Below are 14,254 nucleotides of genomic sequence, written 5' to 3' on the forward strand. Positions count from 1 at the left end.
ATATGTATATACCCTTAATGACTGATAAAACAGGCTTATTATCATTCTGCTGGAGAAACCTGAGTCATTTTACCCTTCCCAAACTTCCAAAGTATAACAAGGCTATTGAGGTAATTAACCATTGCAACTCCCCGATCTTATCTCCAATTTAAGTGCGACCGAAAACTAAGCTTTTACTTATATGAAACTGCTGAACCTGCTTCTTTCATTACTGATTTTTGCTCCATTCGCCCTTTCTGCTCAAGATCAAAATATTCGGGACTATGGCATTGAAATTGGCGTACTTGAAACCGGTCCGTATAATGCCATCACGGATGTAAAAGGGCTCAAAGTCGGGCACCAAACCATCATTCAAAGCGATTACATCCGTACCGGTGCTACGGCTATTTTGCCTCATGATGGCAACATCTTTCAGCAAAAAGTTCCCGCTGCAGTATATGTGGGAAATGGATTCGGGAAACTGGCCGGCTCAACTCAAATTAAAGAGCTCGGTAACCTGGAGACGCCTATCATTCTCACCAATACACTTAGTGTGCCCACGGCCGCCGATGCGCTAATTGATCACACTTTTAGCTATTCAGAAAATAACCAGGTCCATTCGGTAAATCCGGTTGTAGGCGAAACGAATGACGGATATCTCAACGATATTCGTGGCCGACACGTATCCAAAGAAGATGTGCTTGCTGCTATTGATAATGCAAAATCCGGGGCAGTAGAGCAGGGTAATATCGGGGCCGGAACCGGAACCATAGCCTTTGGATTTAAAGGCGGAATCGGTACCTCCTCCCGAAAGCTGCCGGAGCAAGCGGGTGGCTATACGGTGGGTGTTATCACACAAACTAATTTTGGGGGCGTACTTCAAATTGCAGGCGTACCCGTCGGCAAAGAGCTTGGCAAATATTATATGAGTGATCAACTCAACGAAACACCCGACGGTTCTTGTATGATAATCGTTGCCACTGACGCCCCGCTGGATGCTCGAAACTTAGAGCGTCTGGCTAAGCGAGCCCTGTTAGGATTAGGTAAAACGGGTGGTATTGCTTCTAATGGAAGTGGAGACTATGTCATTGCCTTTTCTACGGCCGAATCGGTTCGCATCCCATATCATTCTGATCAACATATTAAATCCCAGAACGTACTTCGAAATAGTGCCATGTCTCCTCTTTTTATGGCCGTAAATGAGGCAACCGAAGAAGCCATAATTAACTCACTCTTCCATGCTGAAACAATGACGGGCAGAGATGGACATACAGTAGAGGCGTTACCCGTAGAAGAAGTGTTGGAAATTATGGAACAGTATGGGCGAAGTGGAAAGTAGATCCTGAAGATGGCACGAGAAATTTTAACGCACAACGTGCAGATAAGTAAAAAACGCGTTGATAACTCGTCCAGTTGGGTTATCAACGCGGCCTAAAACTTATTTATGTGGCAAATGAACTACCGCAACCACAGGTTTCACTGGCATTGGGGTTATCAAACGTAAATCCACGAGCATCTAATCCATCGGGATAATCTACAGAAATTCCCTTCAAATACATTAAATGCTTGGGATCTACGATAATCTTAACGCCGTTCGATACAATGACCTCATCGTCATCGGATTGGTGATCAAATCCAAGCTTATAGCTTAGTCCCGAGCAGCCACCGCCTTCAACAGCAACGCGAAGATAAAGATCATCATCCAGATCCTCTTTTGTACGAATACTGCGCACCTGATCAGCAGCCCGTTCAGTTAACGATACGGCTGGTCCGCTGAACTCTACATCGGCCGATGCCTGCATTTCTTCCAACGGAGATGCTGCTTGCTCTTGCTGCTCTTCTTCGTCATCATCAATAAGATCCGCAATAACACTATCTAAATTATCTTCAGTCTCTGCAGGCATTATCGTACCACTTGTAAGTTAATGTTTATCATTTTGCGCATAAGTAAAATAATCGGTGTTGTCCTTGCGCGTCAAATTTAAAATCTCCGCTGCAACTAAATTTACCAACGTCTGCGATGCTTTTTGCTGAGGAATATCCACAACTTGTGCAAATTTTTTAACGGTTATTTCACCATATTCATTCAGATAACGAAACAGCTTTTGCTCATCCGGACCGTACTCAAAAGTTACCCCCTCATCCGAATTGCGTTTCTTAATAATCTCAATTAATTCTTTGCTGGCCACCTTATTCTGATCTTTTTCGCGCATAAACACGATCTGTTCATCGTCACCTTTTACAAAAATTGGCTTATTAGGCGCCTCCGGCACTTTAATCACCAATAAATCCCGATCGCCAAAATGAACAATTTCGATAATAATTTTCACCGAGGGCTCGCACAATTCTACAGCAGCTTTATCAAGCAGAAATTCTTCTTCTTGATAACCCATGACCCCCACAAGCGATTTATCATCATCCACGCCAATAAGCAAGGTTCCCCCTTTAGTATTGGCAAAAGCCGCAATTTCGCGCGCTATTTTATATGCCGATGGGATTGTTCGCTTGAATTCCAAGTACATCCCTTCCCCCGTCTGTGCCAAATTCTTGACATCGAGGTAATCCATTTCGGAAAGCGTAGCCGCGCTGTGATTTTGAGAATACATAGCACTCAGTCTTTTTAATGACAAACGAAGGTAACAACAAAATATTAAGTCCGCATGAAGTAACGAACAAATATTATATCAAAGACTTAGCAAAAACCATATTAGCGTGCCATTCTAAACTTGCCGTGTCCCAATTTTTCGGGGTTTCAGAATCTCTCATACTACTTTTTGCAAGAAAACGAAGACCCTAAACTATATTCAGGCTGACATGTCAGGTTTAGTCAAACCTTTGCATCTGGATGCAACGATTAAATTACAATCTCCTCTTTGGGATTTCGAGTCATCAAATCATAGAGCATATCTTTGGGATCTTCCTGCTCAAATAACACGCGATAGACCGCACCGGTAATCGGCATTTCTATTCCCAACTTATTACTCCAGTCAAAAACTGAACGCGTTGTCTTAACCCCTTCAGCTACCATATTCATATGGGATATGATATCATCCAGGCTTTTGCCCTGACCAATATTATATCCAACAAAACGGTTTCGGCTGTGCTCACTGGTGCAGGTTACAATCAAATCACCCATACCAGCCAAACCGGCAAAGGTATCTTGTGATGCTCCAAGTTGCATCCCAAGCCGCTTCATTTCGTGAAGACCACGGGTCATCAGTGCCGCCTTGGCGTTGTCGCCCATATCCGCGCCGTCCAAAACACCGGCTGCAATCGCCATAATATTTTTTACCGCGCCGCCAATCTCAACGCCAATAATGTCGTAATTAAGATATACCCTAAACATCGGGGTTAGAAAGGTATCCTGAATAATTTGGGTGGTACGTTTTGAGTTTGCACTTGCCACAACGGTGGTAGGCTTAAATTTGCTTACTTCCTCGGCATGGCTGGGTCCCGAAAGCACACCGATATGATCATCAACAATAGTACCCTCAAGCACTTCACTGAGCACCTGGGACATCGTCATAAACGTATCGTTTTCGATCCCCTTTGCCACACTCACAATCATCTCATTGCCATTAAGATGTTGCTTAATATTTGTAGCCACCTCACGCATCACATGAGAAGGGGTAGCAAAAACCACCATTTCGGGATCATCAAAGCATTCATTGGGATCCGTAGAACATTCAACCGAATCCGGGAGCGTTACATCAGAAATATAAGCAGGATTTCGGTGCCTTTTGTTAATACCATAAGCCACCTCTTGCTCACGCGCCCAAAGTTGTACTTTATTTCCAGCTCGGGCCAAAACAATTGAAAGCGCCGTCCCAAAACTTCCGGCCCCAATAATGGTAATTTTCTTCACAACAATTAGTTACCCGATTGCGGTTTTTCTTCTTTATTTAGCCATCCAACGGCAGGCTTAAAAGAACTTATTTTGTTTTCAGTTCCATTCATAAGCCGCTTAATGTTTCCATTATGTTTGATAATTATGGCTAATCCAATAAATCCGGCAAAAATCAGAATACTCCCGTCAATATCCCAACCGTATCCATAACGTAAGACGACCAGTACCAATGGATACACAAATGCAGCAACAAGAGAAGCCAGAGATACGTACCTACTTGTAGCTAATACAACCAGAAAAAAAGCAGCGGCAATACCTACTGATACCGGCTCTATGCCGCAAAGCATTCCAGCGGCTGTAGCCATTCCTTTCCCTCCATCAAAGTTGGCATAAAGAGGAAACATATGCCCCACTACGGCCGCAATACCACAAGTAATACTTAAAAAGGGATCGAGGCTCCAAAACTCAAATAATGTAACAGGTCCCGCCGCGATATGATAAGCTAACTGACTAATCCACAAAGAACTTGCGAATCCTTTAAAGAAATCAATCGCCAATACGGCTACCCCCGGTTGCCATCCCAATAGGCGAAAGGTATTCGTTGCACCGGCATTACCACTGCCGTGAGCCCGAATATCAACTCCCTTAACGAGCTTACCTACCCATATTGATGATGGGATGGATCCCACCAAATAACTCAATAGTAAAACAACTCCAAGTGCAATCATACTTTCTGATTAAATGAGAAATGCCAACCGGTTGAAATATAAAATATCGTACGATAATCTCGAGGAAAAATCCCCCGAATAATTATAAACGTTCTTATACGTGCTCTTCGGCATGGTACGAAGAGCGAACAAGCGGACCACTTTCCACATGTTCAAGCCCCAACTCTTCACCAATCTCTTTATATTCAGCAAATTGATCGGGATGAACCCACTCTTCTACCGGCTGATGCATCTTCGTAGGCTGCATATATTGTCCAATTGTCAATACATCAACATCATGATCGACGCAATCTTTCATTAGTTCAATAACCTGCTCACGCTTTTCACCAAAGCCAACCATAATGCCGGTCTTTGTACGAATGCCCTGATCTTTCACACGCTGCAACAGCTCGAGCGAACGCTCATATTTCGCCTGTGGACGAATGGTTCGGTACAGATCGGGAACCGTTTCAAGGTTATGACTTAACACATCGGGAGGCGTATCAATTACAATTTGCAGCGCTTCCCAAACGCCTCGAAAATCGGGGATCAGAGACTCAATGGTCACTCCATCGATGGCTTCACGCAGTTGGCGATGGCATTCAGCAAAAATAGGCGCGCCCCCATCTTTGCGTTCATCACGATTTACGGAGGTAAGCACCACGTGCTTTAGCCCCATCTCTTTAGCTGCTTCGGTAACACGCCGCGGCTCATCCCAATCCAGCCCTTGCACTGGGCGGCCGGTTTTTACTGCACAAAATGAACAAGAACGAGTGCAAACATCTCCCAAAATCATAAACGTAGCCGTGCCACGTCCCCAGCATTCTCCCATGTTCGGGCAACGAGCCTCAGAACATACCGTGTTAAGCGAGTTGTTGCTTACTGTCTCCGAAACCTCCTTAAACTTTTCACCGGAAGGTAATTTCACACGCAGCCAATCCGGACGACGCTGGGTGGTTTCATTGCGATCTACGACATTGAGTTCTTTAATCATGGAACTAAAATCAAAAAATTATTGCGATGCTGCTTGTTTCTCAGACGGCTTAAGATACGAAAATTGATCGTCCAGTTCAGGCAGGGAATCGACCTTTGCTATGGATACATCAAACACATCCTCAAAATGTGTTATTAACTGTTCTTTTACTTGGGATTGGTCTACCTCGTGCCCCAACAATTTTTGCAAACTGGTCACTTCCTTATCTGTAATACCACACGGCACAATATGATTAAAATAACTGAGGTCAGCATTAACATTAAAGGCAAAGCCATGCATGGTTACCCACCGGCTACAACGAATACCCATGGCACAAATTTTCTGATCACCTACCCATACGCCGGTTAGCCCTTCAATACGTCCGGCTTCAATATTATATTCGGCACAAGTGCGAATGATAACCTCCTCGAGGTAGCGTAAGTACTTATGGACATCAGTAAAGTGGCGGTCCAGATCCAGAATTGGGTAGCCCACAATTTGTCCCGGACCATGGTACGTAATATCTCCACCGCGATCTATTTCGATAAATTCGGCATCAATATTAGCCAACTCAGCCATCCCTTTAAGGAGGTGATTCTTATCCCCGCTTTTGCCCAGAGTATAGACGTGGGGATGTTCTACAAACAGAAATACATCGTTACTTTCTTCTCCGGGCTTATAGAGCTTCTGTTTTTTTCGTCGGGCTAATTTTTCATCCACCAAACGCTGCTGGATGGTAGTTTGTAAATCCCATACCGGGCGATAGGGGGCATAGCCTAAATCAAATAATTCTACCGTATTCATAACGCTGAAAAATACAAAAGCTGAGAGGAAATAACTATACAAATAGAAACCCGCAGGGTTTTTCAACTTGCAGCCAAAACTTTAGAAAATTGCCTGCTGTGAAACCCTGCGGGTTTTACAATCTATATAATGAATGGATTTACGAACCTAAATGCACGCCTTCTCCGTATGCTTCAGCAACAGCTTCCATCACCGCTTCTGACATCGTTGGGTGTGGATGCACAGCGCTAATAATTTCGTGTCCGGTTGTCTCAAGATCACGGGCTACAACAGCCTCAGCAATCAGTTCTGTAACATGCGATCCAATCATGTGGCAACCCAACCATTCACCATATTTCTCATCAAAGACTACTTTTACGAAGCCTTCTTCATGACCAAGTCCCGTTGCCTTACCACTGGCAGAGAAGGGGAACTTACCAACCTTGATATCGTAACCTTCCTCTTTGGCCTGTTCCTCAGTATATCCAACAGAAGCAATTTGCGGCTCGCAGTAGGTACAACCAGGAATGTTGTTGTAGTTAATCATCTGTGGATCTTCGCCAGCAAGCTTTTCTACACAAACAATACCTTCATGAGAAGCTTTGTGCGCCAACCACGGTCCGCCGGCCACATCACCAATCGCGTAAATATTTTCTACGGATGTCTGATAGGTCTCCTTATCAACCTGGATAGCACCTTTTTCGTACTCAACACCGATGTCATCAAGGCCAATGCCTTCCACATTTCCAGCTACGCCAACTGCAGAAAGCACCACATCCGCTTCAACAACTTCCTCATCGTCACCAGTTTTGATGGTAACTTTGACGCCGTCGCCATCTTTTTCAACGTTGTCAACCGTACTTCCGGTGCGGATATCCATGCCCTTTTTCTTGTAGATCTTGCCGAGCTCTTTCCCGATATCTTTATCTTCAACCGGCACCAGTGAATCCTGAAGCTCAACAATGGTCACGTCGGTTCCAATAGTATTGTAGAAGTAGGCAAACTCAACGCCGATAGCACCCGCGCCGATAATCACCATCTTGTCGGGCTGTTCTTCGAGCTGCATTGCGCGCTCCGAATCAATAATCATCTCACCATCGATTGGTAGGTTCGGCAGCTCACGTGGACTTGCACCCGTCGCAATAATGAAATTATCAGCTTTAATCTCTTCGACTACTTCTTCGTCATCATCGAGCACATTAACCTGTTCTTTGGATGCAAAAACACCTTTGCCTTCGAAGACATCGATCTTATTGGCCTTCATCAAGAACTGAACGCCCTTACTCATTTTATTAGCCACATTTCGACTACGATCAATCATGCCATCGAAATCAGCAGAAAATCCATCCACATTAACACCATAGTCACCGGCATGTTCAATACTTTCAAAAACTTCAGCCGAGCGCAGCAGTGCTTTTGTAGGAATACATCCAATATTCAAACAAACACCGCCGAGGTGACGCTTTTCAATAATTGCTGTGTTAAAACCGAGTTGTGAAGCACGAATCGCAGCCACATATCCACCGGGACCGGATCCTATTACGCAAACATCAAATTCTTTTGCCATGGGTCTATTTGATTTATTAATTGAATAAAAATGGTTGAATGATTGATTTGAAACCTATAATCGTTACATCAGCAATTTTACAATCAATCATTCGGCCATTTCAAAAGCGCCTTAATTTAAGAATTATAGATGAGAGATATAAGGTTTTGCCTCATGATTATTTAGGATAAAAATTATCAGTACTAAACAATGTTCTTACACCGGGCTCTTTAAAATATCATCTGCTATATCTGGATATTCCTGCGCCAGTTTTTTAGGCTCTATCATCTCAAAATCTTCAAACTCAAAACCAGGACTTACTGTACATCCCACTAAAGAATAACGCCCCGTACAATAAGCTCGCTGCCAGCAATTTTGTGGAACCAGCCGCTGAAATGCCACCTCCTTCGCAAATGTATTCCCCAACGCTAATCTTTTCAACGACCCATCCCGATCGATAATTTCCAACATTAATGGGTCACCATCATAGAAATGCCACCCCTCATCCCAACGCACGCGGTGCCAGTTGGATAACTCTCCTTCTGCCAACAAAAAATAGATCCCCGTTCCGGCTGATCGTTTTTCATCATTGGGAAGCCAAACATCTTGCTCACTTCGATAACACTCCCGATAGTGTCCACCCTCTGGGTGTGGAGATAAATTAAGCCTATTAATAACCTGTTCGACATCATCCATTTTTATACCTGAAACTTTTTTATCAGAAATCTATTTAATAAAAGTCGGCAAATTGATAATCAGAGAAATAATTTATGAAACGATACGGTTCAACTTTACCGATACTAATAATAGCAATTTTAATCGGTTTTGTTTTCCAATCGTGCCTGGACCATACGGGACCTAAGACTGAAGTCCCTGATCCACAATACTCCCATACCCAAAACCCGGGTACTTCGGCCAACGACTTCCTGGCTGATACCAGTTTCAAACATTTAGTGGTAGAAGTAGATTACATGCCCGGCTACGAGCCAAAGACCGAAGCTATTGACAGCCTGGAGGCATTTTTTGAGCAACGGCTGTACAAGAATTCCATCACTATAAAAGAACCAACTGAGATTGAGTCACGAAATCAGGACTCATACAGTGCCGATGATGTTCGAAATATTGAGTCCGAAGAACGTTCTACCTTTTCACAAGGAGATACACTGGCCGCCTACTTTATGATTGTAGATGGCAAATACAGCGAGCGAGAGCTAATGGGGATTGCCTACTTTAATACATCTAATGCATTTTTTGGTCCGGCTTATGATGAAGCCAGTAGTGGCGTGGGTTCTATTTCTCGGGAACGTGTAGAAGCAATTTCATTCCGGCATGAATTTGGACATCTCTTTGGGCTCGTAGACATCCCCAACTCGGGTACCGAAATGCAGGAACCGCACCGAGATCAAGAACATGGCAATCACTGTGATAATGATCAATGCCTAATGTATTATGCCACGCAAACCACCGACCTAATTGGCAATACAGTGGGGGATGAAGGAATTACACCACTTGATGATAATTGCATTGCTGATTTACAGGGAAATGGCGGGAAATAAAAAACAGCATTGAGAGTTTTTAAAACTATTATCTAAATTTCTTAAATACTGATCGCACGTTATTATTATGATTTCTATAAAACGGTTTTCCATTCTATTAGCTTTTTGTTCGCTATCCTTACTAATTGTTAGTTGTTCCGATTCAACCACGGGGCCAGATGATTCTTCAACAACTAAACTCGACAGTAAACAAAAGCCTGGAAATTCAGCCGAGCTATTTTTACAAGACGACCAATACACCAGCCTACAGGTAGAGATTGACTATATGCCAGGTCACGAACCAACCCAAGATGGTATAGACAGCCTCAAAACATTCCTCGTGCAGCGGCTTAACAAGCAAAACATAAGTTTTAGGTCACCCACCCAAATCGATTCCCGTAACCAAAGCAGCTATACCGCAGCTGACATCCGATCAATCGAAGAGAATGAACGTGATCATTACACAGAAAGTGATGGTAGTACGCTACAGGTTTACTTTCTTGTTGTTGATGCAAAATATAATGACGGTGACGACGGTGGGTCTAATGTACTCGGCATTGCCTATTGGAATACATCTGTTGCTTTCTTTGGCGAAACAATTGAAGAGGTGAGTTCTGGCATTGGAGCACCGCCTGAAGAAAAGATTGAAGGTACAGTCTTTCGCCACGAATTTGGACATAATATGGGATTAACAGGAAATGGCACCCCCCATCCATCAGGGCAATCGAATCACCAAAACGGAGATGCCCACTGTTCCGTTGATGGATGTCTGATGGAGCCAGCTGTCGAAACGGGCAATTTCTTTACGAACACCTTTGATGGTGATATTCCTAACTTAGATCCGCTTTGTATTGAAGATCTGCAGGCAAACGGCGGGAAGTAATAAGTAGTTATGAGTATTGAGTAGTGAGACTCTCATACCTCACTACTCATCAATTTTCATGGCAGATGCTTCTGAGTGATGAATGCAGTTCTCGAGCCATAAATAAGATCAACAGATCATTTCATCTGATCCTCATTGAGATCAGACTGATTGGCAGACAAAATATCTTGTGCACGGTGTATATCTTCTTCTGCAACATGAATTTTAACACCGCCTGCTACCCCCATATAGTTTAAACCACCCATATTGGTATCACTAAGATGTGCATCAATACCCTCGCTTTTGAGCTTATTCAAAGCCAAATCAGCTTGATGAGCATGTGAATAAGATCTAAGTATTATATATGATTGGCCCATAATATCTATGATTACTTAGAAGTTTTGCGGATATATGGATAGCGGAGTAGAACTTAGGTTGGCTTCACTATTCATATTTATTTCAATTCGGTGTTAAACCTATTTCCTGTAATCATAACTCTCTTCTTTTAAATTCCCTGCTCATCAATCAGTAATTAAGTCTATCAGGATTTTATATTGATGTCAAATACAGACAACACCATAAATATGAATAGAGAATAATAAGACACCTCTTCATATCTCACTACTCACATCTCACTACTATAATCAGCTTTGCTTAAACTTGAATAGGTTTTCAGCACCAACTTTCTCCTCAGCCTGACTGAGCGCATATCCACTATCAAACAGCACAATAGGATTGCCTTCCATATCCTTGGTCACATGCGTTGAGTAACTACTTTCCAGCTTATCAATGACCTCCTGATCATCCCCCAACCAGCGCGCTGCGTGATAGGATACCGAATTCATGTGGAGTTCGGTATTGTACTCCGTTTCCATACGATGCTCTACCACATCAAACTGTAGGGCACCAACCGTTCCCAACAGCAATTCATTTCCCACACCATTGGGGACCTCAAAAACGTGTACCACCCCTTCTTCGGCCAGCTGCTTAAGTCCCTCACGCAGTTGTTTTCGCTTAAAGGGATCTTTAGTGGACACCTTCATAAAGTGCTCCGGCGTAAAAAGCGGAATTACGTCAAACTTTACAGGATCGTCGCTGTAGATCGTTGTTCCAATGCGAAATGATCCGGGATTAAACAACGACACCACATCACCAGGATAAGCCTCTTCCAAAATATTACGCTCATCTCCCATCAGCGTGTGAGGCGTCGACATTTTTACCTTGTTCCCTGTATTGCTTTCGGTAACTTGAATACCGCGCTCAAACTTTCCTGATGTAATACGAATAAAAGCTGCGCAGTCGCGGTGATCGGGATTCATATTGGCCTGCATCTTAAAGACAAAACCCGAAAATCCGCGATCTAAATCCCGGGGCTCATCATCTTCATCAGCATAGGGCTGCGGCGGATTGGCCAACTCCGAGAAATAATCCAGAAACACATCCAGCCCAAAGTTATTGAGCGCTGAACCAAAAAATACCGGCGTCACCTTCCCATTGGCAAAGGCTTCTTCATCCATCATCTCCATCATGCCCTCGGTCAGCATCACTTCTTCACAAAACTTCTCTTTATCAAAATCGGAGAGATGCGCTTCTTCAATACCTTCCTCTAAATCGTAAATTTCGGTTTCAGCTTTCTTGGCACCATGCTCTTCTTTTTTCTGTAGATGCAGTTTCTTACCAATCAGATCATAAATACCCTGGAAATCTCGTCCATAGCCCAGCGGCCAGGATGCGGGTATTGGTTCAATACCTAACTGGTTCTCAATATTGCTGATCACCTCCAGCGGCTCCAAACCCGGGCGGTCGCACTTGTTTACAAACGTAATAATGGGGATCTCGCGCATTTTACAGACTTCAAAAAGTTTCTCTGTCTGTTCCTCAACACCTTTGGCAACATCAATCACCATCAGGGCGGTATCGGCAGCAACCAGCGTCCGAAGCGTATCCTCAGAAAAGTCTTTGTGGCCGGGCGTATCCAGCAAGTTAAACTTGATGTTATCTTTCTCAAATCGCAGCACGGATGACGTTACGGAAATTCCGCGGTCCTTTTCGATGGCCATCCAATCAGAAGCTGCATAACGGTTGGCTTTCCGCTGACGAATTGATCCAGCCTCATGAATAGCCCCTCCATACAAAAGCAGCTTCTCGGTCAGCGTTGTTTTACCCGCATCGGGGTGTGATATAATAGCAAAGGTACGCCGGCGCTTGGCCTCCTCTATAATTTCCTGTTGCTGTTTCGTTTTAGTATCAGTGTTCGACATGAAAGAATCTCAGAGTTGGGTATTTTAAAAAGCCTCTAAAGATAAGGAAATTGCGAGCATTTATCACTTTTTCCAAAGAACACAGATTACGCAGATGATACGGATAAACACAGGGTTAAATCCTGTGTTTCTAAATCTATATTTCCATCTGGTCGCAATGCTCCGCGTTCCATTCCTAAAATAAATTCATCTGTTGGCTTTGCCGCTCGATGGGCCAAGCGGGCATAGGATCTAATTCCACCAAATCGGAAAGCAGCTGGTGAAATTTCCGAGCTATTTGAGGCTGACTTACTTTATCCGGAGTATGTGGGAAGAAGTAAGGATGTAAACCATCCCTGATCCAATCAGCCACCACAATCGCCCATTCCTTTAAATAAGGCTCATTTGCAACAGGATCATTTGATCCTACAAAACGCACAAACGGTCGTGCTGCTGTATTATCAAATCGGACGGGCACTTTGGGCTTTTTCTTTTTTGCCTCTAACACTGATGATTCGTTGGAATTCATTCCATATAGTTTACGCGTATCAAAAATAACACGGTCCATACTATAGCTTTTCAGCAACCGATTTAACCGGTGTTCTTGCCGCCCATGATTAAAAAAATCGGGATGACGAACCTCTACGGCATAACGATAGGAGCTGGGTAACAGGCTGACCACTTTTTCTAATCGCCCGAACTCATCGGGAGAAAAATTGGGTGGCAACTGGATATGAAACGGTCCCAAACGATCGGCAATGGGATCAAATGTATCTATAAATTGGAGCAACTCATCTTCTTCAACGTCAAGACGCTTTTCGTGGGTAATGGAACGGTGGAATTTAAAGCAAAACTTAAAACCGTCGGGAGTGGCACGCTGCCATTTTTTAAGGGTCTCTTTTGTCGGCACATTATAAAAAGTCGTATTTCCCTCAACCGCATTAAAAACAGACGAATACTGCTTTAAAAAATCATCCGGCTTGGCATCGTCTGTAAAAAAGTTGCCAGTCCATTCTTTCAGGCTCCATCCGGTACATCCAAGATGATATTTTCTGATACCCATGCCGTTATTAATTATGTGTTCTCACATATTCTACCAACAATACGTCGGTATAAACCGTTCTGCCAATTTAATTTTCCGGCGGCATGGTTCCAAAAACACGATCCCAAAGCGTGGTAGAAACTCCAAATGCCTTATCGGGATATTTATAATGATGCAAGGCATGGTGTCGATACTGGGTTTTAAGCACTTTTGGTACTTTTCGCTTATGCACAGCAATATGCATTGATGAGTAAATAAGGTATCCGGTCATAAATCCCGGCATAAAAAGATACACCCACTCACCCAATACCAGTGAAAACCCAAGATAGAGCAGCCCCACGATAATCAATCCCGGGATAGGAGGCATCATCAGACGCTCTTTATCGCGTGGATATTCATGATGGATGCCGTGTAGCGTATGTGCGATGGTGTGCGCCCATTCCGACTCAGGAAAATACTCATCCAAATGATTGATATATCGGTGAAAAAAGTATTCAAAAAATGTCCAAAAAAACATCGCTCCTATATAAACTACTATAATTACTGCCAGCGATGAGGCCACTTCACGAATAAATCCCACATAGAGAAATGCTACTACAATACTGATATAGATCGTAGCAGAGACCGGGGCAGGGGCTTTGGTCATCAATTCCAATACCGGATTATCAAAAATAGTTCCTTGGCCTTCGTTTTTTATGGTCTTCTCTTTCATAATGTACTCTCTCCTTTATTAAGGTGGC

At 43.5% G+C, this 14,254-nt stretch carries 15 protein-coding genes; 3 read left to right on the forward strand and 12 right to left on the reverse strand.

Translation table 11 applies throughout. The features are described from left to right. Positions 1–181 precede the first annotated feature (181 nt). On the forward strand, positions 182–1,318 hold the full coding sequence (locus AAFH98_RS03450; RefSeq protein ID WP_342521278.1) for a DmpA family aminopeptidase: 1,137 nt from the start codon (positions 182–184) through the stop codon (positions 1,316–1,318). Between the two features lie 103 nt (positions 1,319–1,421). Here the strand turns inward: AAFH98_RS03450 and AAFH98_RS03455 are convergent, their stop codons facing one another. From AAFH98_RS03455 to AAFH98_RS03490, 8 genes are all read right to left on the reverse strand, one after another. Beyond that, on the reverse strand, positions 1,422–1,883 hold the full coding sequence (locus AAFH98_RS03455; RefSeq protein WP_342521279.1) for a HesB/IscA family protein: 462 nt from the start codon (positions 1,881–1,883) through the stop codon (positions 1,422–1,424). 18 nt (positions 1,884–1,901) lie between these two features. Next, positions 1,902–2,585, reverse strand: coding sequence for an AlbA family DNA-binding domain-containing protein (locus AAFH98_RS03460; protein ID WP_342521280.1), 684 nt, complete (start codon positions 2,583–2,585; stop codon positions 1,902–1,904). Between the two features lie 248 nt (positions 2,586–2,833). Next, a complete protein-coding gene (locus AAFH98_RS03465) occupies positions 2,834–3,844 on the reverse strand; it encodes an NAD(P)H-dependent glycerol-3-phosphate dehydrogenase (RefSeq protein ID WP_342521281.1) in 1,011 nt (336 codons plus the stop codon). Between the two features lie 5 nt (positions 3,845–3,849). Continuing rightward, positions 3,850–4,554, reverse strand: coding sequence for a glycerol-3-phosphate 1-O-acyltransferase PlsY (gene plsY, locus AAFH98_RS03470; protein ID WP_342521282.1), 705 nt, complete (start codon positions 4,552–4,554; stop codon positions 3,850–3,852). 94 nt (positions 4,555–4,648) lie between these two features. After that, a complete protein-coding gene (gene lipA / locus AAFH98_RS03475; RefSeq protein WP_342521283.1) occupies positions 4,649–5,527 on the reverse strand; it encodes a lipoyl synthase in 879 nt (292 codons plus the stop codon). Positions 5,528–5,545: 18 nt separating this feature from the next. Further along, positions 5,546–6,310 carry a lipoyl(octanoyl) transferase LipB gene (gene lipB, locus AAFH98_RS03480; protein ID WP_342521284.1) on the reverse strand — a complete coding sequence of 255 codons (765 nt, stop codon included), beginning with the start codon at positions 6,308–6,310 and terminating at the stop codon, positions 5,546–5,548. A 139-nt stretch (positions 6,311–6,449) separates the two neighbouring features. Beyond that, positions 6,450–7,856, reverse strand: coding sequence for a dihydrolipoyl dehydrogenase (lpdA, locus tag AAFH98_RS03485; protein ID WP_342521285.1), 1,407 nt, complete (start codon positions 7,854–7,856; stop codon positions 6,450–6,452). 195 nt (positions 7,857–8,051) lie between these two features. After that, positions 8,052–8,531 carry a cupin domain-containing protein gene (locus AAFH98_RS03490; RefSeq protein WP_342521286.1) on the reverse strand — a complete coding sequence of 160 codons (480 nt, stop codon included), beginning with the start codon at positions 8,529–8,531 and terminating at the stop codon, positions 8,052–8,054. A gap of 74 nt (positions 8,532–8,605) precedes the next feature. Here AAFH98_RS03490 and AAFH98_RS03495 point away from each other — a divergent pair, with 74 nt between their 5' ends. Continuing rightward, a complete protein-coding gene (locus tag AAFH98_RS03495; RefSeq protein ID WP_342521287.1) occupies positions 8,606–9,391 on the forward strand; it encodes a M12 family metallo-peptidase in 786 nt (261 codons plus the stop codon). 67 nt (positions 9,392–9,458) lie between these two features. Next, positions 9,459–10,253 carry a zinc-dependent metalloprotease family protein gene (locus AAFH98_RS03500; protein WP_342521288.1) on the forward strand — a complete coding sequence of 265 codons (795 nt, stop codon included), beginning with the start codon at positions 9,459–9,461 and terminating at the stop codon, positions 10,251–10,253. A gap of 116 nt (positions 10,254–10,369) precedes the next feature. On the opposite strand, the gene AAFH98_RS03505 is transcribed toward AAFH98_RS03500, so the two are convergent. The 4 genes from AAFH98_RS03505 to AAFH98_RS03520 all read right to left on the reverse strand — a co-directional run bounded on the left by AAFH98_RS03505 (position 10,370) and on the right by AAFH98_RS03520 (position 14,226). After that, complete coding sequence (locus AAFH98_RS03505) at positions 10,370–10,609, reverse strand: putative signal transducing protein (protein WP_342521289.1); 240 nt, start codon at positions 10,607–10,609, stop codon at positions 10,370–10,372. Between the two features lie 267 nt (positions 10,610–10,876). Next, positions 10,877–12,493, reverse strand: coding sequence for a peptide chain release factor 3 (locus AAFH98_RS03510; protein ID WP_342521290.1), 1,617 nt, complete (start codon positions 12,491–12,493; stop codon positions 10,877–10,879). A gap of 175 nt (positions 12,494–12,668) precedes the next feature. Then, a complete protein-coding gene (locus AAFH98_RS03515) occupies positions 12,669–13,535 on the reverse strand; it encodes a DUF72 domain-containing protein (RefSeq protein ID WP_342521291.1) in 867 nt (288 codons plus the stop codon). A 67-nt stretch (positions 13,536–13,602) separates the two neighbouring features. Beyond that, entirely contained in the window at positions 13,603–14,226 is a 624-nt protein-coding gene (locus tag AAFH98_RS03520) for a sterol desaturase family protein (RefSeq protein ID WP_342521292.1), read from the reverse strand. Between the last annotated feature and the right edge of the window lie 28 nt (positions 14,227–14,254).

The organism is Fodinibius sp. Rm-B-1B1-1, from assembly GCF_038594945.1.
Classification (GTDB): domain Bacteria; phylum Bacteroidota; class Rhodothermia; order Balneolales; family Balneolaceae; genus Fodinibius; species Fodinibius alkaliphilus.

Excerpts from the sequence above, each read along its gene's own strand:
- AAFH98_RS03450 (WP_342521278.1), top strand. The coding sequence starts at position 182 with ATGAAACTGCTGAACCTGCTTCTTTCATTACTGATTTTTGCTCCATTC.
- AAFH98_RS03455 (WP_342521279.1), bottom strand. The coding sequence starts at position 1,883 with ATGCCTGCAGAGACTGAAGATAATTTAGATAGTGTTATTGCGGATCTT.
- AAFH98_RS03460 (WP_342521280.1), bottom strand. The coding sequence starts at position 2,585 with ATGTATTCTCAAAATCACAGCGCGGCTACGCTTTCCGAAATGGATTAC.
- plsY (WP_342521282.1), bottom strand. The coding sequence starts at position 4,554 with ATGATTGCACTTGGAGTTGTTTTACTATTGAGTTATTTGGTGGGATCC.
- lipA (WP_342521283.1), bottom strand. The coding sequence starts at position 5,527 with ATGATTAAAGAACTCAATGTCGTAGATCGCAATGAAACCACCCAGCGT.
- lipB (WP_342521284.1), bottom strand. The coding sequence starts at position 6,310 with ATGAATACGGTAGAATTATTTGATTTAGGCTATGCCCCCTATCGCCCG.
- lpdA (WP_342521285.1), bottom strand. The coding sequence starts at position 7,856 with ATGGCAAAAGAATTTGATGTTTGCGTAATAGGATCCGGTCCCGGTGGA.
- AAFH98_RS03490 (WP_342521286.1), bottom strand. The coding sequence starts at position 8,531 with ATGGATGATGTCGAACAGGTTATTAATAGGCTTAATTTATCTCCACAC.
- AAFH98_RS03495 (WP_342521287.1), top strand. The coding sequence starts at position 8,606 with ATGAAACGATACGGTTCAACTTTACCGATACTAATAATAGCAATTTTA.
- AAFH98_RS03500 (WP_342521288.1), top strand. The coding sequence starts at position 9,459 with ATGATTTCTATAAAACGGTTTTCCATTCTATTAGCTTTTTGTTCGCTA.
- AAFH98_RS03505 (WP_342521289.1), bottom strand. The coding sequence starts at position 10,609 with ATGGGCCAATCATATATAATACTTAGATCTTATTCACATGCTCATCAA.
- AAFH98_RS03510 (WP_342521290.1), bottom strand. The coding sequence starts at position 12,493 with ATGTCGAACACTGATACTAAAACGAAACAGCAACAGGAAATTATAGAG.
- AAFH98_RS03515 (WP_342521291.1), bottom strand. The coding sequence starts at position 13,535 with ATGGGTATCAGAAAATATCATCTTGGATGTACCGGATGGAGCCTGAAA.
- AAFH98_RS03520 (WP_342521292.1), bottom strand. The coding sequence starts at position 14,226 with ATGAAAGAGAAGACCATAAAAAACGAAGGCCAAGGAACTATTTTTGAT.